At 61.7% G+C, this 21,953-nt stretch carries 21 protein-coding genes and 1 tRNA gene; 9 read left to right on the forward strand and 13 right to left on the reverse strand.

The window, feature by feature from the left end:
• Window positions 1–18: 18 nt before the first annotated feature.
• The 4 genes from ACILSQ_RS22330 to ACILSQ_RS22345 all read right to left on the reverse strand — a co-directional run bounded on the left by ACILSQ_RS22330 (window position 19) and on the right by ACILSQ_RS22345 (window position 2,769).
• Window positions 19–147, reverse strand: coding sequence for a FeoB-associated Cys-rich membrane protein (locus tag ACILSQ_RS22330; protein WP_395745885.1), 129 nt, complete (start codon window positions 145–147; stop codon window positions 19–21).
• 15 nt (window positions 148–162) lie between these two features.
• Window positions 163–2,247: a ferrous iron transport protein B gene (gene feoB / locus ACILSQ_RS22335; protein ID WP_395745886.1), complete on the reverse strand. Its 2,085-nt coding sequence runs from the start codon at window positions 2,245–2,247 to the stop codon at window positions 163–165.
• On the reverse strand, window positions 2,244–2,483 hold the full coding sequence (locus ACILSQ_RS22340; protein ID WP_395745887.1) for a ferrous iron transport protein A: 240 nt from the start codon (window positions 2,481–2,483) through the stop codon (window positions 2,244–2,246). Before ACILSQ_RS22340 ends, feoB begins: the two co-directional genes overlap by 4 nt.
• 118 nt (window positions 2,484–2,601) lie before the next feature.
• The gene (locus ACILSQ_RS22345) at window positions 2,602–2,769 is read right to left on the reverse strand and encodes a hypothetical protein (RefSeq protein WP_395745888.1); all 168 of its coding nucleotides are present in this window, start codon (window positions 2,767–2,769) and stop codon (window positions 2,602–2,604) included.
• Between the two features lie 189 nt (window positions 2,770–2,958).
• Between ACILSQ_RS22345 and argH the strand changes: the two genes are divergently transcribed.
• From argH to tatC, 3 genes are read left to right on the forward strand one after another with little or no spacing between them, the layout of a single operon-like run.
• Window positions 2,959–4,329 (forward strand): argininosuccinate lyase, encoded by a 1,371-nt coding sequence (gene argH, locus ACILSQ_RS22350; protein WP_395745889.1) that lies wholly within the window; start codon window positions 2,959–2,961, stop codon window positions 4,327–4,329.
• Window positions 4,330–4,334: 5 nt separating this feature from the next.
• Complete coding sequence (locus ACILSQ_RS22355) at window positions 4,335–4,937, forward strand: NUDIX hydrolase (RefSeq protein WP_395745890.1); 603 nt, start codon at window positions 4,335–4,337, stop codon at window positions 4,935–4,937.
• A 39-nt stretch (window positions 4,938–4,976) separates the two neighbouring features.
• Window positions 4,977–6,116 (forward strand): twin-arginine translocase subunit TatC, encoded by a 1,140-nt coding sequence (gene tatC, locus ACILSQ_RS22360; protein WP_395745891.1) that lies wholly within the window; start codon window positions 4,977–4,979, stop codon window positions 6,114–6,116.
• A 61-nt stretch (window positions 6,117–6,177) separates the two neighbouring features.
• On the opposite strand, the gene ACILSQ_RS22365 is transcribed toward tatC, so the two are convergent.
• Window positions 6,178–7,431 (reverse strand): hypothetical protein, encoded by a 1,254-nt coding sequence (locus ACILSQ_RS22365; protein ID WP_395745892.1) that lies wholly within the window; start codon window positions 7,429–7,431, stop codon window positions 6,178–6,180.
• Window positions 7,432–7,557: 126 nt separating this feature from the next.
• Between ACILSQ_RS22365 and ACILSQ_RS22370 the strand changes: the two genes are divergently transcribed.
• The 6 genes from ACILSQ_RS22370 (at window position 7,558) to ACILSQ_RS22395 (ending at window position 14,389) form a co-directional block, all read left to right on the forward strand.
• Window positions 7,558–8,280, forward strand: a complete 723-nt coding sequence (locus ACILSQ_RS22370; protein WP_395745893.1) for an isoprenyl transferase — start codon at window positions 7,558–7,560, stop codon at window positions 8,278–8,280.
• Between the two features lie 62 nt (window positions 8,281–8,342).
• The gene (locus ACILSQ_RS22375) at window positions 8,343–9,818 is read left to right on the forward strand and encodes a sigma-54-dependent transcriptional regulator (protein WP_395745894.1); all 1,476 of its coding nucleotides are present in this window, start codon (window positions 8,343–8,345) and stop codon (window positions 9,816–9,818) included.
• Window positions 9,819–9,916: 98 nt separating this feature from the next.
• Window positions 9,917–10,609, forward strand: coding sequence for a DUF1080 domain-containing protein (locus tag ACILSQ_RS22380; RefSeq protein ID WP_395745895.1), 693 nt, complete (start codon window positions 9,917–9,919; stop codon window positions 10,607–10,609).
• A gap of 143 nt (window positions 10,610–10,752) precedes the next feature.
• Window positions 10,753–11,931 (forward strand): metabolite traffic protein EboE, encoded by a 1,179-nt coding sequence (eboE, locus tag ACILSQ_RS22385; RefSeq protein WP_395745896.1) that lies wholly within the window; start codon window positions 10,753–10,755, stop codon window positions 11,929–11,931.
• Between the two features lie 63 nt (window positions 11,932–11,994).
• On the forward strand, window positions 11,995–13,962 hold the full coding sequence (locus tag ACILSQ_RS22390) for a bifunctional aldolase/short-chain dehydrogenase (RefSeq protein ID WP_395745897.1): 1,968 nt from the start codon (window positions 11,995–11,997) through the stop codon (window positions 13,960–13,962).
• Window positions 13,963–13,981: 19 nt separating this feature from the next.
• A complete protein-coding gene (locus tag ACILSQ_RS22395; RefSeq protein WP_395745898.1) occupies window positions 13,982–14,389 on the forward strand; it encodes a DUF2721 domain-containing protein in 408 nt (135 codons plus the stop codon).
• Between the two features lie 27 nt (window positions 14,390–14,416).
• On the opposite strand, the gene ACILSQ_RS22400 is transcribed toward ACILSQ_RS22395, so the two are convergent.
• The 8 genes from ACILSQ_RS22400 to ACILSQ_RS22435 all read right to left on the reverse strand — a co-directional run bounded on the left by ACILSQ_RS22400 (window position 14,417) and on the right by ACILSQ_RS22435 (window position 21,755).
• Entirely contained in the window at window positions 14,417–15,028 is a 612-nt protein-coding gene (locus ACILSQ_RS22400) for a lysophospholipid acyltransferase family protein (RefSeq protein WP_395745899.1), read from the reverse strand.
• Between the two features lie 16 nt (window positions 15,029–15,044).
• The gene (gene cmk, locus ACILSQ_RS22405) at window positions 15,045–15,686 is read right to left on the reverse strand and encodes a (d)CMP kinase (RefSeq protein ID WP_395745900.1); all 642 of its coding nucleotides are present in this window, start codon (window positions 15,684–15,686) and stop codon (window positions 15,045–15,047) included.
• Window positions 15,683–17,065, reverse strand: a complete 1,383-nt coding sequence (gene aroA, locus ACILSQ_RS22410; RefSeq protein ID WP_395745901.1) for a 3-phosphoshikimate 1-carboxyvinyltransferase — start codon at window positions 17,063–17,065, stop codon at window positions 15,683–15,685. Before aroA ends, cmk begins: the two co-directional genes overlap by 4 nt.
• A 5-nt stretch (window positions 17,066–17,070) precedes the next feature.
• A complete protein-coding gene (locus ACILSQ_RS22415; RefSeq protein ID WP_395745902.1) occupies window positions 17,071–17,934 on the reverse strand; it encodes a prephenate dehydrogenase in 864 nt (287 codons plus the stop codon).
• 120 nt (window positions 17,935–18,054) lie between these two features.
• Window positions 18,055–18,564 (reverse strand): hypothetical protein, encoded by a 510-nt coding sequence (locus ACILSQ_RS22420; protein ID WP_395745903.1) that lies wholly within the window; start codon window positions 18,562–18,564, stop codon window positions 18,055–18,057.
• Window positions 18,565–18,593: 29 nt separating this feature from the next.
• Window positions 18,594–19,691: a DNA polymerase III subunit beta gene (dnaN, locus tag ACILSQ_RS22425; protein ID WP_395745904.1), complete on the reverse strand. Its 1,098-nt coding sequence runs from the start codon at window positions 19,689–19,691 to the stop codon at window positions 18,594–18,596.
• A gap of 265 nt (window positions 19,692–19,956) precedes the next feature.
• A tRNA-Ala gene (locus ACILSQ_RS22430) sits at window positions 19,957–20,032 on the reverse strand.
• A 70-nt stretch (window positions 20,033–20,102) separates the two neighbouring features.
• A complete protein-coding gene (locus ACILSQ_RS22435) occupies window positions 20,103–21,755 on the reverse strand; it encodes a tetratricopeptide repeat protein (RefSeq protein WP_395745905.1) in 1,653 nt (550 codons plus the stop codon).
• Window positions 21,756–21,953: the final 198 nt, after the last annotated feature.

The raw sequence follows: 21,953 nt of genomic DNA on the forward strand, positions 1-21,953 counted from the left end.
AGTGCCTCACTCTGGGCCTCATTTCCCGCAGCCGCAACCGCCGCCGCAGCCCGGTTTCCTCCGGCGCTTGGCGGAGCGGACGATGAAGAGCGTAATCGTGACGAGCACGACCGCGATCGCTGCGATGGACTGCCAGTCTGCGTTCATGGGGTTGCGGAGGGGTTAGTAGCCTAGCGCGCTGCCGATCTGGAAGATCAGCAGACTCAGTACATACGCCGTTCCGGTCATGTAGCCGAGCTGAAAAAGCGCCCATTTCCAACTGCCGGTCTCGCGTTTCACGATGGCGATGGTACTCACGCACTGCATGGCAAACACGTAGAAGACGAGCAGGCTGATGCAAACGAGGGGCGTGTAAACCAGGCGGCCGTCCGGACGGCGCTCTCCCGCCAGTTTGTCCCGCAGCGGCGTCAGATCATCTTTGTCCCCGCTTTCCACCGCATACACCACGCCCATCGTGGAGTTGAAGACCTCGCGCGCCGCAAAGCTGCCGATGAGGCCGATGCCGATCTTCCAGTCATAGCCGAGAGGAGCGATGGCGGGCTCGATGAGCTTCCCGGCACGGCCTGCAAAGCTGTTTTCAAGCTGCACCGCCTTGTCCTCCGTGGCGCTTTTCGGATAGGTCGAAGCCGCCCAGATCAAAATGGAAATGCCCATGATGATCGTCCCGGCGCGCACCAGGAACATCCGCGCGCGCTGCCACACCTGCAGGAGGATGCTCTTGAGCGCCGGCATCTTGTAGGAGGGCATTTCCAAAATCATCGGGCTCGCCGCCCCCTTCATCACACATTTGTTGAACACCCAGGCGAAGAAAAAGGCCCCAAAGGTGCCGAGCGCATACAGCCCCAGCATGATGGCCGCCTGCGTCAGCGCACCCACCTTTCCAGAGGGAAACAACACTCCCACCAGCAGCAGATAGACCGGCAGCCGCGCCGAGCAGGAGGCCAGCGGTGCGATGAGGATGGTGATCAGGCGGTCCTTGGGGCTGTCGATCGTTCGTGCCGCCATGACGCCCGGAATGGCACAGGCATAGGAGCTGAGGAAAGGCAGGAAGGATTTGCCGTTGAGGCCCACCTTGCTCATGGCCCAGTCCATGATGAACGCGAGACGCGACATGTAGCCCGTGTCCTCCATGATGCCGATGAAGAAGAACAGGATCAAAATCTGCGGCAGAAAGATCACCACCCCGCCGACCCCAGGCACGATCCCGTCAACGATGAGATCGCGCAGGTCGCCCCCGGCCATCAGTCCCTGCACTCTCGCTCCCAGCAGCTTGAATCCCGCCTCAATCCATCCCATGGGGCCTTCCGCCACCTTGAAAATGAGGAAGAACAGCAGCCCGAGCACCAGCAGCAGGTTCACGAATCCAAGCACCGGATGCAGCAGGACGCGGTCAATTTTGGTGGTGATGGTCTCGATCTCCTGGTCCGGCCGCTTCAAGACCTGGCTGCACAGTTCCTCAATGCTGCGGTAGCGCTCGGCCACGAGCTCGTCCTCCCAGCCGGGAAAGCTGGCTTCCATCTGGGCGCGCAGCTCCTGAATGCGGCCTATCTGAGTGTCTGCGATGCCGTAATGCGTGGGATCGTGGTCGGAAAGCAGGTACAAGGGCTCCAGCAGCGAAGCACGGCTGTGAATGGCCCCGGTCTGGCACAGGGGGCCGCGGCTCTGCTCCAGGGCGGCGCGCACGCCGTCGGGAAGTTTTGCGCTCTGCCAGGTCGGTGGCGGAATGTCCTCCCGGCTGAGGGCCAGCTTGAGCTCGATCAGCCCCTTCCCGCTCACAGCCTGGGTTTGCACCACCGGCACCCCTAGGATCTCGGACAGTCTGGCCGCATCAATGCGCCACTCCCGTTGCGTGGCCACGTCCATCATGTTCAGCACCAGAATCGTGGGCAGTCCCAGCTCAAGCACCTGGCTGACCAGGTAGAGGTTGCGCTCCAGATTGGCGGCATCCACCACGCAGACCACTCGGTCCGGACGGGGTGTTTCCGGCCTGCGCCCCAGCAAAACGTCCCGCAGCACGGCTTCATCCGGCGAGCGGGCATTGAGGCTGTAGGCCCCGGGCAGGTCGATCAGCCGCAGCTTTTTGCCATGCTGGCTGTAGCACTCCCCGATTTTCTTTTCCACGGTCACCCCCGGGTAGTTGGCCACTTTCTGCTTCAGCCCGGTGAGCAGGTTGAAGAGCGTGGTTTTCCCGGAATTCGGGTTTCCCACGATGGCGATGAGGGGCGGGTCAGACGTGGCCTGGCTCATGCGGCTGCGGGGGAGATGGCGATGAAAGCCGCCTCATGATTGCGCATGGAAAGATGGGAGCCGCGCACGCAGATCTCAATGGGTTCGCCCAGGGGCGCACGACGGGTCACACGGACGCGAGTGCCGGGCACAATGCCCATCTCACGCAGCCGGGTGAGGCCCGAACGACCGGTGGGCATGGCCTGGACGATGGCTTCAGTACCAATGGGAAGGTCAGCAAGAGTGGCGGCGTGCATGAAAGGAATACGGTCCTGCAACTGAGACTCTGTCGCAGAACTCGATACCAGATTAACAAGAACTGGGATTCTGGCAAATGCGTAGTTTGGGCGGATTTTGCGCTGGGGCGGTTGTCTTTTAAACCGGCCTGGGGCGGCGAATCGGGTTTGCCAGCTTGGGCGGACAACTGGCGCTGACAGCCCCTGCGGACGCCAGCATTTCCTCCAGCATGCGCAGCTTTTCCCCCACCGGCAGTGCGGCAAGCTGCTTTCTTCGCTCCACTTTGCGGGCGTGGATCTGCTTCATGAGGTCAGTCATGTTAGATAGGCTTGCTGAAACGAATTCCATTTTTCCGTGAGGTATTCTCTCCACAGGGTTCCATTTAACTCAAATTTGGCTTCACGTAAGCAATAAACCCTTCTCCTGGGAAATCGTGAGATCTTACCAGGGGTTGCACCCACTCTGAAAGCCGCTAGTCTGCGCGCCCCCGAAATTATGTGGAAAGGACGTTTTGCTCAGGAAACCAGCGCTCTCGTGCAGCGCTATGGAGAATCCGTGTCGTTTGACTGGCGGCTCTACCCCCATGACATCGCGGGTTCGATCGCTCACTCCAAGGGCCTGCTCAAAGCGGGCATTTTGACCGCCGAGGAGCAGCAGCAGATCGAAGCCGGCCTCCTGGCGATCCGCGAGGAGATCGAGTCTGGAAATTTTGAGTTCAAGGAGTCGCTGGAAGACGTCCATATGAACATCGAATCCGAGCTCACCCGGCGCATCGGCCCGGCGGGGGCCAAACTGCACACCGCGCGCAGCCGGAATGACCAGGTGGCCACGGATGTGCGGCTCTACTGCCGCTCGTCCATCAACCGCGTGCTCGACCTCATCTCCGCCATGCAGGCGGCCCTCGTGGAATGTGCGGAGCGTGGCGGCGAGACCGTCATGCCGGGCTACACCCACCTGCAGCGCGGGCAGCCGGTGCTTTTCGCCCATCATCTGCTGGCCTACGTGGAGATGCTGGCGCGTGACTTTGACCGCCTGATGGACTGCCGCAAACGCCTCAACGTGATGCCCCTGGGCTCAGGCGCGCTGGCGGGAAGCACCATCATCATCGACCGCGAGTTTGTGGCGCAGCAGCTCGGGTTTACCGGCGTGACGCAAAACTCCATGGATGCGGTCAGCGACCGCGATTTCGTGGCCGAACTGCTTTTCGCGATTTCGCTGCTGGGCGTGCACCTTTCCCGCCTGAGTGAGGATGTCATCCTGTGGGCCAGCGCGGAGTTCGGCTTTGTAACCCTGAGCGACGCCCACACCACGGGCTCGTCGTTGATGCCGCAGAAAAAGAACCCCGACGTGGCCGAGCTCACCCGCGGCAAGTCCGCGCGGCTGATCGGCAATCTCATGAGCATCCTCACCCTGCTCAAGGGGCTGCCTATGACCTACAACCGCGATCTGCAGGAGGACAAGGAGCCGCTGTTTGACTCCATCGACACCATCGACATCGCGCTGCAGGTCTTCACGGAAATGATCACGGGCATGGATGTGAACCGCGCCAGGACGACCGCCGCCGCGGCAGACCCCATGCTGCTGGCCACGGACCTGGCGGACTACCTCGTCAATCACGGCGTGCCGTTCCGGCAGGCACATGAGGTGATCGGGAAACTCGTGGCCTACTCGATCGAGCAGCAGCGCGCGTTTGGAGACATGAAGCTGGAGGAGTTCCAGCGCTTCTCACCGGCATTTGTGGCGGACGTCACCGCATGCCTGAATCTGGAAACTGCGATGACGGCACGCAAGGGCATCGGCGCGCCCTCTCCTCAAAACGTAAAGTCCCAGCTCGCCCGCTGGCGCAAAGCTTTGACCCCTGAGTGACAGGCATGGAGATTCCGGACTTCGAACTTTATACCCCGGGGGCTGAACCCGGCTGGCAGAAAACCCGCAGCGAGGTGCTGTTTGCCAATCCGCACGTCGGTGTCGAGAAAGCCTTTTTCACCACCCCGAACCGGCCCGCCGAAGTGCCGTGGATGGTCGTGAAGCGCAAGGCCGCCGTGGCCATCGCCCCGGTGCTGGAGGACGGCCGTCTGGTGATGGTGCACCAGGAGCGGCTGCCGGTGATGCAGACGATGTGGGAGTTTCCCGCCGGCCAGATCGACACCGCCGTGACGCGCGAGTCCATCATCCAAACCATTCACAATGAACTGCGTGAGGAGTGCGGCTGCGCCCTGCACCCGGATCTCGGCGCCCTCCAGCCGCTGGGCTGGTATTTTCCTTCGCAAGGTTTTACCGACGAGATCGTTTATCTCTTCACGGCGAAGCCCGTGTGTGTCGTCAGCCGTCCGGAACCGGATGGAAGCGAACACATCAGCGACGTGCGGTTTGTGAGCGCGGGAGAACTGCGGGGGATGATTGCTGCCAATGCGATCACCAACGCCCTGACGCTGGCACTCTACGCGCGGATCGCGGCCCAAGGACTGCCGTAAGTCCTGTGCATCCGCAACCCTCTTCCCCCTCTCATTCCCATGTGGTCCGGCCTTCTCCAAAAAGTTTTCAAAGTTCGCGAAAAAGTCGCCATGAACCTCGGCGGCAAGGGCGATGAAGAAAAACCGTTTCTCGATCACCTCGAGGACCTTCGCAAAATGATCGTGCGCATGGCCATGACGCTGCTGGCCGCCACGCTCGTCACCTTCTGTTTTTACGACAGGCTGTTCGAAATCATCAAGCATCCGCTCTGGGCCACCGGTGTCATCAAGACGGAGCAGGACCTCAAGAACATGCTGCAGATTCTGTCTCCTCAAGAGGGCTTCCTGATGGTGATGAACCTCTCGCTCATTGCAGCCGTGATCTTCGCGTTTCCGCTGCTGCTGTTTTTCCTGCTGCAGTTCGTCCTGCCAGGATTGAAGCCCGCGGAGAAAAAGGCCATTTTCCCGGCGATCGGCATTGGTGCTGGACTGTTTCTGCTTGGTTCCTGCTTCGCCTTTTTTGTCGTCCTCCCCAAAGCTCTGGAGTTCTTCTACTCTTTCAATGAGGGCCTGGGCATGACCAATGGCTGGCGTCTGGACGCCTACGTGAAGTTTGCCACGCGCTTCATTCTTCTCTTCGGCGTCGCCTTTGAGCTGCCGGTGATCGTGATGGTGCTGGTGAAGCTGGATTTCCTCAATTACAAGCTGATGAGCACCACGCGCTCCTATGCGATCGTGGCCATCGCGATTTTCGCCGCCGTGGTGACTCCCACGCCCGACCCCTTCACCATGCTGGTGCTGGCAGGTCCCCTCTATGTACTCTACGAAACCTGCATCTGGCTTGCCTACTTCATGGAGAAGAAGGACCGCGCAGCTTATCCGGAATACTACGCTGACATCGACAAGGACGCGAAGGAACTGGAGGAGTCTGCCAACGATGACTGGGACAACGAAAACTACAATCCGTGGTCTTCCGGTGATGACGAAGACGAGGACAAGGACGACTACCAGGCTCCTGCCGCCAAGCCTTCCGCGCCACCAGCGGAGGTCGAGAAAGACGACGTGGAAGACCTGGGTGAGGACCAGAGCTCGAAGATGCCCGAAGAAGATCCGGCCGACCAGCCGACCCGCGAAATGACGCTGGAAGAACTCGCCCGTGAGGACGAGAAGCGCTCCAACGAACCGCCCAAGGACTCGTAACGCCGGGCGGGATCACTGGATCCACCTGAGAGGCCACAGGCAGACTGCTGCTTGTGGCTTTTCAGCGTTCAGGGGAACCTTCGCAGTCGATCACCAGCAGGCAGGGCGCCTCGGCCTGGATGTCGAGTTTGCGCACCAGCAGACGTGCGAGATAGGACGTCCCCCATTCCGTTTCACGATCCAGGAAGCGACCCAGGGGCGTGTCCCGCTCGATGCAGGCGACAAAATGAGGATCGCTCACAGGCGAGATCTGAACATCGAAGGTGAGGTACTTGGTCCGCAGATCCGCCGCGAGATCCATGCCGTGGCTGGGCCGCACACCGACGTAAAACCACGCGGGCGCGGCGTCCGCCTGCTTCACGAAAGCGGACAGCTTCGCCTCATGCGTCTCATAAAAAAGCGGCCAGAAGATGCGGCGCCGTCCGTCTGCCCCGGGCTCCAGACGTACTAGCGCACCTTTGGTGTTGCGTGACGTGGCCAGCTTGAACAACGGCACCGGCTTTCCACCGGGCAACGTTAAAGGCAGGCCGGAAATGGGCGCGAGCAGACGCAGCTCGTTTTTTTGGGCGGCCGCCGTCCCCAGCAGCTCCTCGATTTCGGCGCTGTATTTTTCGCCGTCAAGGATGCAGGCAGCCCGACGCTCCGGCGTCTCCGCGGCAAACAGCTCGGTGGCAAGGGCCTTTGCCTCAGCCAGCGCGGCCGCCATGTCCGGCAGCGGCACCACAGGCGCGGTGGACTTTACCGGCGCTGCCACCTGAATTTTTTCCACCTCCACCTTGGCAGGAAGAGGCGCCGCGTGCCCCGGTTTGACCGCCGGCGCATGGATGCTGTCCCTCCACAGCCAGAGCGCGCCGCCGCATACCACCGTGAATGCCAGCATGATGAACGCATTGCGCCAGGGAGAAGTCCGCAGGTGCGGGGGCGTCACGAATGGTTCCTGCGGCGGCGGTGGAGCGCCGGTGGGCAGGAGGGCCTGGGAAGGCTGCAGCACCGGGCGCGCCATGGAGGCCGCAGGCGTCTGGACGGGCTGTGGCTGAGCCCCCGGCCAGGACGTCGGCTGGGAAAAAGCATGCGCATCCTGCAGCGGTGGCGCCTCGGACGCCGGAGCTGACGTGCCCTGCAGAGGCGGCGTCTGGGAAACACGACGGCGCACCAGCGTGACACCCGCCACCTGGGCCTGGGTGCCGAAATAACCGCGCAGCGCATTGTGCGCACAATGCGGGCACTGCACCATGCCCTCCATGCTTTGCTGCATGGAGAGAAATGCCTGGCCGCAGGCCGGGCAGATCAAGCTGGCGGTGGTAGGGACGCTCATCGTGCGCAAAAAACTTAACGCATCGGCAGCATCTTGCGCGAGCGGATTCAGCAATCCGCACCAACTGGGGGGAAGTGAGAGAACTTTCTGGCGCAGAGTGCTGCATGCGGTAGATTTTCCCTTCGCATGAGTCGCGCCAACGATGATTTGAAGCCCATTCCCCGCCATATCGCCATGATCATGGACGGCAACGGCCGCTGGGCAAAAGAGCGCGGCCTGCCGCGCACGGAGGGCCACCGCGCCGGCGCGGAAACGGTGCGCCGCGTGGTGGAGTGCTGCAGCGAGATCGGCGTGGAATTTCTCACCCTTTACGCCTTTTCCTCCGAAAACTGGAAGCGCCCGAAGCGCGAGGTGGAGGCGCTGATGAAGCTGCTGGAGATCTTTCTGCGCGGCGAGCTGCCCCTCATGATGGAGCAAAACGTCCGCCTCCAGGCCATCGGCCGCCTGCATGACCTGCCCCAGTCCTGCCAGAACGAGCTGCACCGCTGCATCGAAACCACCGCGCAAAACACCGGCCTCACGCTGATTCTGGCGCTCAGCTACGGCGGCCGCGAGGAAATCATCGACGGGGTGAAAAGCCTGCTGCGGAGCATCGAGGGCGGGCACCTGGACAAGGCGATGATTGATGTTGAGATGTTTGGCAAGCATCTCTACACCCGCTACTATCCAGATCCTGACCTGCTGATCCGCACCTCTGGAGAAATGCGGCTTTCGAATTTTCTGCTCTGGCAGGTCAGCTATACGGAGTTTTACATCACCCAGAAGCTCTGGCCGGACTTCTCCAAGGAAGACCTGAAAACCGCCATCCGCGCCTTTCACCAGCGCCACCGCCGCTTCGGCGGCGTATGACGAATGTTGACCTCACCCCCAATTGCGGCGATAACGCATTCCCAACCCCACCCAGACGCCTAATGCCAGACAACCCGGATACCCACCTGATCATCGTGGATCCAGATGCCGACTTCCTTGCGTGGGCCGCCGCCCATCTGAAGGCCCCGGGCGTTTCCATCAGCACCTTTGAGCGGGCGGAAGACGCCCTGGCCTCCTACGTCAAAAAGCGCGCCGACCTGCTGCTCTCCGAAGTGCGCCTGAACGGCACCACGGGCATCGAGCTGCTCAAGCGCCTCCGCCAGACGGATCCACACTCGATGGTGATCCTCTTCAGCGGCACCGCCACCACCAGCCACGTCATCGAGGCCATGCGCCTCGGCGCCTACGATGTGCTGGGCAAGGAGCGCCTGCCCTACGAGCTGCGCACCGTCGTCGAAAGCGCCCTCACCTCCATCGAGGCCCGCAAGGTCACCCGTGCTCAAACCGCCGATGTCCCCACCGAATCCATCCAGGAGACCATCATCGGCCGCTCCGCCCCCATGCAGGAGGTGTTCAAGCTCATCGGCCGCGTCTCCCGCTCTGACGCGCCTGTGATGATCACCGGAGAAAGCGGCTGCGGCAAGGAACTCGTCGCCGGAGCCATTCACAAGTTCAGCCCGCGGGCGCAGAAGGAGTTTGTGGCCATCAATGTCACGGCCATTCCGGACAACCTGCTGGAAAGCGAAATCTTCGGTCACGAGAAAGGCTCCTTCACCGGCGCGGTGAACCAGCGCGTGGGCCGCTTTGAGCAGTGTGATGGCGGCACGCTTTTCCTGGATGAAATCGGCGACATGCCCCTGGCCGTGCAGAGCAAGCTGCTGCGCGTGCTGCAGGAAGGTCAGTACTCCCGCGTGGGCAGCAATCAGACGCTCAAGACAGACGTGCGCGTGCTCGCCGCCACGAACAAGAACCTCGAAGAGGAGGTGGCGAAGGGAAATTTCCGCGAGGACCTTTTCTACCGCCTCAATGTGGTGCGCATCCACATTCCGCCGCTGCGTGAGCGCCGCGAGGACGTGCGCCTGCTGGCGGAGTTCTTCCTGCACCGCCTGTCCGCCCGCCGCCGTGGCCCGCAGATGCGCTTCACCGATGACGCGCTGGACATGCTGGACGCCTATGACTGGCCGGGCAATGTGCGCGAGCTGGAAAACACCATCCAGCGCGCCTGCGCCCTCTGCAATTCCGACGTGCTGCTGCCCTCCGACATCCCGCTCGGAAGCAAGGGCGCGCGCCACATGGACCCCTCCAGCACCGTCACCCGCATGCGCGATGCCCTCAGCATGCTCGTCAGCGTGGCGGAAAGAACTCCTGACATCGAGCTGCTTCCCTGGGTGGAGCGCGAGCTTTCCCGCCTGGCCTACCGCCATTTCGGAGAAGATGCGGACCGCACCGCCAAATTCCTCGGCGTCAGCAGCACCGACCTGCAGAGCCACCTGAGCGCCCCCGCCCTTAAAAAGGCAGCGATCGAACCTCCGCTCAGCGCCGCTCCTGCCGTGAAAAAGACCAAGAAGGCCAGCTAAGCCCTTTGGACGATTCACCGCATGATTTTCGTGCACCCAAACCATTTCGGTCTTGCCCGTTAGACACTCCACAGACACCCCGTTAACCTGCTCCCTCTATGCTCAAACAACTGACACTCACCGCCCTCGCGGCGCTCGCATTCACCTCGGCCCAGGCCGAAGACGGCTGGACCTCCCTGTTCAACGGCAAGGACCTCACCGGCTGGAAGTCCAATGAAGAAGTTCCCGGTGTTTTCACCGTCGAAAACGGCGAGCTCAAGGTCAGCGGCGGCCGCGCCCACCTGTTCTACATGGGCCCCAACGGCGACGCCAAGTTCCAAAACTTCGAACTGAAGCTCAAGATCAAGACCACCCCCGGCTCCAACAGCGGCGTGTACTTCCACACCCAGTACCAGGACAAAGGCTGGCCCGACAAAGGCTACGAGTGCCAGGTGAACAGCACCCACACCGACCCCAAGAAAACCGGCAGCCTCTACGGTGTCGTCAACATCCTCGCCCTGGCGGAAGGCCAGAAGGAACCCGAAGGCGGCAAGCACATCAAGGTCGCCGCTGCCCCAAGCACCGATGGCGAATGGTTTGACTATCTCATCAAGGTGGAGGGGAAGCACATCACCCTTTCCGTCAACGGCAAGGTCACCGTCGATTACACCGAGCCGGAAGGCTGGGATCCCGCCAAGGAGCTCAAAAACATGCCCGGCCGCAAGCTCACCGAAGGCACCTTTGCCATCCAGGGCCACGACCCGAAGAGCACCACGTATTACAAGGACATCTCCGTGAAGGTGATTCCTTGATGTGAAGAACAGATTTTAAACGAAAACGGGCGTCTTCACCGGACGCCCGTTTTTATTTTATGTGGCCGGAGAGCCGCGCCCCCTCCCGCCAACTTGCCTGACGATTCATTTGACGGCGGGCGCGGTTCTGAGCACCTAGCATCATGCTTCTCAACCACGGCATCCATCTCGGCTACTGCACCAACATCCACCGCGGCGAAACGTGGGAGGAAACCTGGAACGGCCTCAAGAACTACACCCTGCGCGTGAAGGACCGCGTGAGCGGCGGCAGGCCCTACGGCATCGGTCTCCGCCTCAGCCAGCAGGCTGCGGTGGAATTAAGTGCACCGGGAAAGATCGACGAGTTCAAGGCCTGGCTGGAGGCGAACGGCTGCTACGTCTTCACCATCAACGGCTTCCCCTACGGTTCCTTCCACGGCACACGGGTGAAGGAGCACGTCTTCAAGCCGGACTGGAGCACGCCGGAGCGCCTGGCCTACACGAACCTCCTCTTCGACATTCTGGCACAGCTGCTGCCCCCGGGCGTGAGCGGCAGCGTGAGCACGCTGCCCGGTTCTCACAAAACCTTCGGTGTCGGGGCGGATGAGATGCTGGCGATCTTCAACAACCTGCGCCTCTGCCGCGAGCACATTGAAAAAGTCGCCACGAAAAGCGGCCACGATCTGCACCTTGGCCTGGAGCCCGAGCCGCTCGGCCTGTTCGAGACCAGCGGCGAGACTCTCAAGTTTTTCGGTCTCTATCTCGACCGCAATCCTCAGGACCGCGACTTTTTCAAGTTCGTAGGCCTGAATTACGACACCTGCCACCTGGCCATCGAATTTGAAGACGCCGCCAAGGCGCTGGAGCGCATTACCGGGGCCGGCATTCGTCTCAGCAAGCTGCACTTCAGCTCCGCACTCAAGCTCCAGCCCACGCTCGAAAATGTCGAGAAGCTGCGCGCATTTGACGAGCCCGTGTATTTCCACCAGGTCATCGCCAGCTATGGCAAGGACGAGCCGCTGCGCCGCTTCAAGGATCTGCCTGACGCCCTGGAGTTTGCCAAGGCCAGCCCCACCGCCCTCGGCGACGAATGGCGGGTGCATTTCCACATCCCCATCCACGCCCAGCCCGGCGGCGGCTTTGACAGCACGCGGGATCATTTGATCGGCGCCATGGATTGGCTGGCCCAAAACCCCGCCAAATGCCAGCACATCGAGATGGAAACCTACACCTGGGAGGTCCTGCCACAGGAAATGCGCAGCGGCGATGTGGTGGATCAGCTGGTGCGGGAGTATGACTGGACGCTCGGAGAGATGCGGAACCGTGCCCTGGCCCCCGCTTGAGGGGGAAAATTTCCTTGCACCGGCACGCATCCCTCGGAAGGCTGGGGTTCCCCATTTCCCCACATGCAATCTCTCTGGAACGACCAAGAAGCCGCCACTTTCGGCACCGATCCTCTCGGACAACGCGTCTATACCTCACGCCTGCTAGGCCGGAATCCGGCGCTCGTTCTGCACGGCGGCGGCAATACCTCGGTGAAGGTGACGGAGAAGGATTATTTCGGTGATCCGGTCGATCTCTGCTACGTCAAAGGCAGCGGCTGGGACCTGGCCACCATTGAGCGTGCCGGCTTTTCCCCGGTCCGCATGGAGGCCCTGATCAAGATGTCCAAGCTCGCCACCATGAGCGACGAAGACATGGTGCTGCAGCAGCGCGCGGCGATGACGAATCCGAACGCACCTGCCGCAAGCATCGAGGCGATCCTGCACGCCATCCTGCCCTTCAAATTTGTGGACCACAGCCACGCCAACGCCATCTCCGCACTTACCTGTGCGAAAGACGGTGAAGCGCGCACGAAGGAACTTTTCGGCAAACGCGTGCTGGTCCTGCCCTATGTGATGCCGGGCTTCGTTCTTGCCAGACAGGTGCATGAGGTGTTGCAGAAGACCGACCTCCGCAAAGAAGGCATCGAGGGCATCGTGCTCATGAAGCACGGCTTGTTCACCTTTGCTGATGATGCGAAAGCGAGCTACGAAAAGCACATCGAGCTGGTGACGGTGGCGGAAGACTACCTCGCCAAAAAAGGGGCCAAAGCCGCCACCGCCTCTGCCACAGAAGATCTCATGGCGCTCGCAAAACTGCGCAAGGCCGTCTCCAAAAGCCGCGGCTATCCACAGATCGCGCGCCTCAATGCTTCGCCTGAAGCCGTGGGTTATGCCAATCTCGCCAATGTGTCGGCTTTCGGCACGCGTGGCCCGCTGACGCCTGACCACAGCATCCGCACCAAGCGCGCTCCCGCCTTCATCGGTGAAGATCCCGACGCCAGCGTGCAGCAGTATGCGGATGAATACGCCGCCTATTTCCAGCGTCATGCCAGCGGCCAGACCATGCTGGATCCCGCCCCGCGCTTCGTCATCTGGCCCAGCCAGGGTGTCGTGAGCTTTGGCGACACTCTGAAGGACGCCAAGATCGTGGCCGACATCGCTGAATCCACCGCGGCAACCGTGCAGCTCGGCGAATCCGTCGGTGGCTGGGAGCCGCTGCCGGAAAAGGACATCTTCGAAATCGAATACTGGGACCTGGAGCAGGCCAAGCTGCGCAAAGGCCCCGCCCGCAAGGTGCATCAGGGCAAGGTCGCCCTCGTCACCGGCTGCGCGGCAGGCATCGGCTTCGCCATCGCGGAATCGCTCGCCGAGCAGGGCGCGCAGGTGGTCGGCCTGGACATCGACAAGGAGATTCCCGACATCATGAAGAAGATCGGGGCCGTCGGCATCGTGGTGAACCTCACGGAAGATCAGCCCGTGCAGGACGCCATCGATTTCACCGTGCGTGAGTACGGCGGCATCGACATCGTCGTCAGCAACGCGGGCATTTTCCCCAAGAACGACAATCTGGATGCCATGGCGCAGACGGACTGGGACCGCACGATCATGATCAACCTCACCAGCCATCAGAAGCTGATGAACAAGGTCATCCCGTATGTGAAGCAGGGCATCGATGCCAGCATCATCTTCGTCGGCAGCCGCAACTTCAAAGCCCCCGGCCCGGGCGCCAGCGCCTACTCCTGCTCCAAGGCCGCCCTCACCCAGCTCTGCCGTGTGGCCGCACTCGAACTCGCACCGCACAAAGTGCGCGTGAACATCGTGCATCCTGACGCCGTCTTCGACACCAAGCTCTGGACCCCCGAAGCCCTGCAAAAGAGCGCCACCCGCTACGGCATGACCGTTGAGGAATACAAGACCAAGAACCTGATGAAGGTGGAGATCAAATCCAAGGACATCGGCAACATGGTCGCCGCCATGGCCTCCCCGCTCTTCGCCAAAGTCACCGGTGCGCAGATCCCGGTGGATGGAGGAAATGACCGGGTGATCTGATCTTTGAAAGAGGCGAGCCATGACACTGCCAGACCTCCCTCTCTCCACCCCTTCCCTGCTCTTCCCGGCGATCTCGCTGCTGATGCTGGCTTTCACCAACCGTTTTCTCGGACTGGCGGCGGTGGTGCGGGGGCTGCATGCAAACTGGCGGACCACCCAGGAGCCGATGCTTCTGCCGCAGATTCGCAGCCTGCAAAAACGCATTCAGATCATCAAGCACATGCAGACGCTGGGTGTGCTGAGCCTGATGTTTTGTGTGGTCAGCATGACGCTGCTGTTTTTCGGGCGGCAATGGGGCGGACAGATCACCTTTGGTGTGAGCCTGCTGCTGATGCTCGGCTCGCTGGCGCTCTCCCTGGTGGAAATCCAGATGTCAGGCGCTGCGCTGGATGTACATCTGCGCGACGTGAAATGCCGGGAGGAATAGGCCTGCCCAGGGCGGCGTGGCCGCGCATTACATCCGCAGTTCGGTGATGCGGCGCATGACCTCGTCAGCCAGGGCCTGGTAGAGGTCCTTGCCTGTTTCAGTGTAGCTGCTCAGATCCGGCTGCCAGAGATCGCCCACGACAGCGGTGATCTTGGCCGGGCGCAGCGTTTTGGCGCCACGCGGATAGGCCTCGTAGGTGCCAAACAGGCGTATCGGCAGCACCGGGGTCTTGCTCTTGGCCACGAAGAGCCCCACCCCGGCTTCGGCCGCCTGCGGCATGCCATCGTAGCTGCGGGTACCTTCGGGAAACATGAGGACTTTTCTGCCCTCGCGCAGCAGGCGGATGGTGGCCTTGAGCGAGGCCGCATCCGGCTTGTCGCGGTCCACCCCCTGCACTTTCCAGCTTCGTAGGATCATGCCGAGAATCGGATGCTCAAACAACGACTTGCGGGCAAATGAGCAGATCATCTCATCAAAGAGAATGCTCACCATGGGAGGATCCAGGAAGCTGACGTGATTGCAGGCGATGATGGCCGGCCCCGGAAAATGGAGCTTTTCCGCACCGATCACGCGGTAATCAAACAGCCCGCGAAAAAACTCGCGGAAGAAGATATGACCGAGCCGGTAGGAGAAGTTCATTTTTCCATTCGCGAGATTAACCCAGCTTAAGCGCCGCGATCACCTGATCAACGGCCTGATCAAGCGTGATGTGGGAGTTGTCGATGACCGTGGCGCCCGCAGGAATCACCAGCGGGCTGTTTTTCCGCTGTTTGTCAATGCGGTCGCGCTCGGCGATCTGATCCGAAAGCCCCTGCGCGCCGCGCCGGCTGGCGCGCACCTCCTCGCTGGCATCAATGTAGATCTTGTGCGGGCTGTCCGGAAACACCACCGAACCAATGTCCCGCCCTTCCATGACAAGCGGGCCTATGGCGGCCAGCGCGCGCTGTTCGGAGACGAGACGGTCGCGCACCTCCGCGACGCTGGCGATGAATGACACCGCCCGGTTGACGGGATCGCTGTTGAGTTCGGCGTCCGTCGGCGTCTTTCCACCAATGCGCACCTGCGTTTTGCCATCGACCACGGGAGACTCGATGACAATTCCCGCCGCGGCAGCGCGGACTGCGTCTGCATCCTGCGCATTCACCCCGGCCTGCAGCACCGCCCAGGTCATGGCGCGGTACATGTTTCCGGTGTTCACATACGTGCGGCCCAGCCGCTGCGCGACCAGACGCGCGATGCTGCTTTTGCCCGAGGCTGCAGGGCCATCAATCGTGATCACTGAATGCACCGCACTCATGACTTGGCGCGATTCATTTTATCCACCAGCGGCTGAGGAACGGTGGACATGACGGGAATCGGACGGGCGCCGTCGTCGCCGTTCAGGAAGAGGTCGAGATGACGCTCAAACCCCGGGTAGGAAGTGGAGATGCACTCGGTGCCCTCCAGCGTGGTGACGCCCTCCGCAAACATGCCCGCGACAAGGAAGGCCATGGCGATGCGATGGTCTCCATAGCAGGGCAGCGTGGCTCCCTGCATTTTGGCTCCGCCTTCGATCTCCATGCCGTCCGGATGCTCGGTGACGGTCACGCCCATGAGGCGCAGATTGGAGGCCACGGCGGCGATGCGGTCCGTCTCCTTCACGCGCAGCTCCGAAGCGTCGCGGATCAGCGTCTTGCCCCGGGCCAGTGCGGCCGCGACCGCCAGGATGGGCAGTTCGTCGATGACATTGGGGATTTCCGCCCCGCCAATCACGGTCGCGTTCAAATCGCCACCGCGGACCGTGATGTTGCCACGAGGCTCACCTTCGGAGTGCGTTTCGGAATTGGTGACCAGCGCCCCCATGCGCAGGAGGACATTGATGATCCCCGTGCGGGTGGGATTGAGGCCCACGTTTTTGATGGTGATCTGGGCTCCCGGTGTGGCGGCGGCGGCCACCATCCAGAAGGCGGCGCTGGAAATGTCCCCCGGGACCATGATGTCATTAGCCTTCGGTTCCTGCCCGCCATAGACGCTGACGCAGTCGTCTTCGCGCAGCCATTTGATGCCAAAGTGGGTGAAGAGACGCTCCGTGTGGTTGCGCGTGGCCACCGGCTCCACCACCGTCGTCTTGCCGGAGGCATAGAGCCCGGCCAGCAGGATGGCGCTTTTCACCTGCGCACTGGCGACTGGGAGCTTGTAGTAGATGGATTTCAAAGGAGCCCCGCGGATCGTGAGCGGGGCGCAGACCTTCTCCCCCTGGCCGGTGATCATCGCGCCCATCTGGCCCAGCGGATCGGCCACACGCTTCATCGGACGCTTGGAAAGGGATGCATCGCCGAAGAGCTCGGTCTTGAAGTCCTGCCCGGCCAGGATTCCGGAAAGCAGACGGATGGTGGTGCCGGAGTTCCCGCAGTCCACGGGCTTTTCCGGCGCCTTCAGCTTCATGCCGTTGCCGGTGATGGCCAGCTTGACGAGGCCCACGCCCTCCACCTCCTCCAGCGGCTCCATCGTGGCACCCAGGGCCTGCATGGCATGCACGGTGCAGAGGCAGTCCTCGCTGGGCAGGAAACCATCAATGATGGTGGTGCCCTTCGCGAGTCCGGCAAACATCGCGGAACGGTGGGAGATGCTTTTGTCACCGGGGACGGTGATTTCGGCGGGAATGCTTTTGAGTTTCTTCGACTTGAGGCTGGCCATGATCTTCAGACCGCCGGAAGGAGGTCGCGCAGGGCTTTGGCCTGGGCGAGAAAACGGCGGAGAGCTTCTTCGTCCATGCTGTGGAGCATTTCAAGGAGCTCTCGCAGCGTTGCAGAGGCATCTTCCAGGGCCGCCATGACCTCCGTGCGGTTTTGCATGAGGATGCCCGCCCACATGTCAGGGTCTCCGCCGGCCACCCGGGTGGTGTCGCGAAAGCCCCCCGCAGAGCTGTCCAGCACCCGCGTATCCTGCCTGAGCGCGGCGAGAGCCGTGACCACCGCCATGGAATGTGGCAGGTGCGAAATGCGCGCCACACAGTGGTCGTGCTGCTGGGGCGTCATTTCCTGGAGGCGGCAGCCGAGTTTGACCCAGAAGGTGCGCAGTCTGGCGAGATGCTGCGGTTTCGTGTGAGCGGTCGGGGTTACGATGCAGGCGGCCTGATGAAACAAATCCCCGCGCGCATGCACCAGCCCCGTGTGCTGCGAGCCAGCCATGGGATGGCTGCCAAGAAAAGCCGCCCGGGTGGGCATGAAAATGGCCTCCAGCTCCTCCACCACCGCCCCCTTGACACTGCCGACGTCAGTCACGATCAAATCCTCATCCAGTTCGCAGGCGGCGATCTGCCGTGCGATGTCCGCCATGTGCTGGATGGGCATGCACAGCACCGCCAGCGAAACACCCTGCATCGCCGGGGCGACATCCGTGCTGGCGATGACTCCAGGCAGCACACGCCTGACTTCCTCCACAGCCTCGGCACGCCTGGCCCACACGCGGACCTCCACACCGGGCATGCGCTGCTGGATCGTTTTGACCAATGACCCGCCAAGCAGACCCGGGCTGAAGATGGCGATGGAACGTTCGACGGACACGAAAGGGTGAAAACTAGGCTGATCCAAAAGGCCGCCAGATTCGGTTCAGAAAACCAGGGAGACTCGACGCCCCGTACGCCCCATCAGCATGAGATGAGAGCGCACTGGCGGAGCAGATGATCAGGGCACGCGGAAGATTTTGCCGGTGTAGGGGCACTTGGCCTTTTGGCCCGACTGGAAGTCCCGCACATCAATGGCCTGTCCATTCGGATCAAACGGGCTCTTGACAAAGCCAGGCTTGCCAGGAATGCGCGTGGCGTACGGGATCTCGGCAGGGGCGGGCGCAGGAGTCGGGGCGGGGGCGGGAGCCGACGTGTTATTCGGAGGCGTCACCGTCACTGGCGGCGGCGCCGTCGGGTTGTCGGTCGTCGGCGGCGCTGTGACATTGTCCCCCGTGGTCGGCGCGTTGGGGTTGGGGGGCTGCACCGCCGCCGCATTGGCGTCGGGTTTGCTCAGGTCCACACCGTCAAAATATTGGGTCTGCTCCTGGGGCACGCCGTACCGGGGCGGGACATCCAGAGAACGTCCGCGTCCACGCCCGCCACCTGGTGGTGGTGGGTTGGGGCCGGTGCATGCTGTAAAGCCGGTGGCGGTCGCGATCAGCAAGGATGCCTGCAGGAGTCGTTTCATGGCGTGTTTGATTGAAATATCGGCGGAAATCAGGCATTCACGCGCATGGGCATCAGCACATAGAGGAAATTCGTGCCGCTGCGCAGCACCCCGGGGCTGATTTCATCAATGAGATGCAGGTGCACCTCGTCGGCGCTCAGATTGCGCAGCGGCGCCATCGCAAACTCCGGATTGAAGGCAATGGTGATCGACGCGCCCTTGTAATTGATGGCCACCGTTTCACGCGCCTCTCCCACATCCGGCGAAGTGGCCACGATCTCCACGCTGCCAGGGCTGAAGATAAACTTGATGGAGTTCGACTTCTCAGTGACCAGGAGCGAGACACGCGAGATGGCGCGGAGGAAGGCCTCGCGCTCCAGAGGAATGCGCTCCTTCGACTCCCCGGGAATCACCTGGCGGTAGTTCGGGTAGTTGCCGTCGATGAGCTTGCTGACCAGCAGGCTGTCCCCCAGGTCAAACCCAACCTGTGAACCCGTCACGCGGATGGAGACCTCGCCCGAATCTCCCAGCAGGCGGGAGAGCTCGTTCACCGCCTTCGTGGGCACAATGATGTCGATCTCCTGGCTCTGCGGGAACTCCAGTTCCTGCTCCACCATGGCCAGACGGCGGCCGTCGGTGGCCACCATGGTCAGCGCATTGTCCTTGAAGGCAAAGAGGATGCCGTTGAGCACATAGCGGGTTTCGTCCGTGGAGATGGCGTAGCTGGTCTTGCGCAGGCAGTCGCGCAGCACCTGCTGCTCGATGCGGAACTCACGCGCATCGTCAAACCGCGGCAGCGCCGGGAACTCCTCGCTGGTGAGGCCCAGCACCTTGAAGAAGCTGGGGCCGCTGCGGATGGAGGCCACGTTCTTTTCATCGACCTTCACTTCGATCTCCTCCGCAGGCAGTTCGCGGACGATGGTGGCCAGGCGGCGCGCCGGCAGCGTGGTCGCGCCGGGCTCGTCCACCTCGGCGGGGACCGAGCACGTCACGCCCACATCCAGGTCGGTGGTGGTGAGTTCCAGCCTTCCGTCCTTGGCCTTGAGCAGCACATTGGAGAGGATGGCGAGCGTGGTGCGCGAACTGACCACATGCTGAACCTGGTTGATGGCGTCCAGAAAGGATTCCTTGCTGATGGTGAACTTCATATAAAATGCCGGCTTGGGGGCGATTTGTTAACAAACCCCGATGAAACGGCAAGGATATTGAGCGGAAAAATCCGGGTGTCTAACTGCAATCTGCGTTCATTCACTTTCGTGCCACGCGGCATTTTCCGCGTGAGAGCCTTAATTGGGCCCGGTTTGTCACTCAATTTGCCTGTTGAGGACACTGCCGCGGAGGTGGCGTACGCCTTCACTTTCCTAAAGACGCCTTGCTTGACCAAACCTTTGTCCGCTGATGCTGCACGGGGTTTGGTGGAGCATAGCGGGTTCGAACCGCTGACCTCCTGCATGCCATGCAGGCGCTCTACCAACTGAGCTAATGCCCCGGAAATAAAAAACCGGCTCCCCTGGTTTTGGGGAGCCGGAGACTAGCAAAGAGCTCTGCTTTGACAAGTGCTATTTCTTCTTCTTTCCGTCGCCACCTTTCGGGGCTGCAGGAGCCGCTTCAGGAGCAGGTGCTGCGGCCGGTGCGCCGCCAGCCTGGGGCTTCGGCATCTTGTCGAAGATCTTTTTCGCTTCCGCCTTGTCCGCGTCGCTCATCTTGCCTTCCAGCTGCTTGAGCACGTTGGCGGTCACGTCGATGTCAGCCTTGTTGCCGCTCTTCTTGGCCACTTCATCGGCCTGCATGGCATAGGCCCAGGCACGGGGAAGTTCCGGCTGGCCGGGGGTCACGCCCACCGCATACAGGTTGGCCAGACGCAGCATCGCCAGGGCGACGCCCTGCTGGGCGGCATCGGCGTAGAGGCTGGAGGCCACCATGCGGCTCTGACGCACTCCCGCACCCTGTTCATAGAGGATGCCGAGAGCGATCTGCGCAGGGGCAAAGCCCATGTCAGCAGCGCGCTGGTACCAGCCGGCGGCAGCCACAAGGTCCTGCGCCACGCCGGTGCCGTTGGCATAGAGACCCGCGACGCGGTTCATGGCCTGCGCGATGTTGGCCGTGGCGGCCTTCATCAGGAAGGTGAATGCCTTGGCGGGGTCTTTGTCCACCACGGTGCCGGTTTCATAGTACACGCCGACGTTGTAGAAGGCTTCGGCGAGGTTGTTCTGGGCGGCCAGACGGTAGAGGTCGAGGGCGCTCTTCGGATTCGGCTGGATCAGGATGTTCTCCTTGTCGTCACGGGGCTTCTTGGGGTCCTTGATGATGCCGGTTTCGAAGGCGTTGCCGAGGCGGAAAAGCGCCTGCGGGTCGTTGCCGTTGGCGGCCTTGGTGTAGTACTCAAAAGCCTTGGTCACGTCCTGCTTCACGTCGGCGCCGTTAGGGCCCACGCCGTTTTCATAGATCTGGCCGAGAATGCGGTTCGCGGCGGCAAGGCCCTTGTCAGCGGCTTCCTGGAACATCTTCAGCGCGGCGGGCACGTCTTTCTTCACCAGCTTCGGGCTTTCCTTGGTGTCCGGGTCACCGTTCAAAAGACGGGCGCCATAGGTGCTGAGGGCCACTGCGCTGCCCTGCTTGCCGGCTTCGATCAGATAATCGAGCGCCTTCTGCTGATCCTGCGGGATGCCTTCCACGCCTGCGGAATAAAGCTGCGCCAGGCCCAGCGTGGCTTCGCCGTCGCCTGCCTTTTCACCTTTTTCCAGAAGCTCCTTGGCTTTCATCGGGCTCTTTTCCACAATCACCTGTCCTTTGTCACCTTCAGTGACACCCTGCAGATGGAGCTGGGCCAGCATGCGGCGGGAGACCTTGTTGCCGGCGGCTTCAGCTTCCTTGATCAGCTTGATCGCCTCCTTCACCGCATCCGCGTTCTGCGCGCCAGCCTGCATCAGCACCTGGGCGAGTTCGGACTTGGCCATGACCTGGCCTTTGTCGGCGGCCTTGCGGAAGAGAGCGGCGACTTCATTGATGTTCGCTCCGCTCAGCACTCCCCAGTGGGCCAGCGCATAGATGGCGTCCTTGTCATCCTTCTGCGCAAGTTCGCGCACTTTGGCGACAGCTTCATTGAAGGACTTGTTGACATCCGGACCAGCTCCTGGGTCCTGCTTGACTTTGTCGGTGTCAGCTTTGAGCGCCGTCAGAACGTCAACGAATTCTTTAGACGCATCAGGCATGTCGGCAGTATCGATGCCAGCGACCGCGACAAGAGCCGCGAGTTTCAGTTTAAGGGCTGTAAGTAACATATTGGTTGTTTGTGGGAGGGGCGTTTTGACCCGGCAGTTCCGGAAGCGTTCATTTTTCAGGAGAAACCCCATATAAATCAAGCTTTTGCTGAAAGATTTTTGTTAACCTCCCCAAATTCTCCCACACAA

Origin of the sequence: Prosthecobacter sp. (genome assembly GCF_044227185.1) — a bacterium.
GTDB lineage: Bacteria > Verrucomicrobiota > Verrucomicrobiia > Verrucomicrobiales > Verrucomicrobiaceae > Prosthecobacter.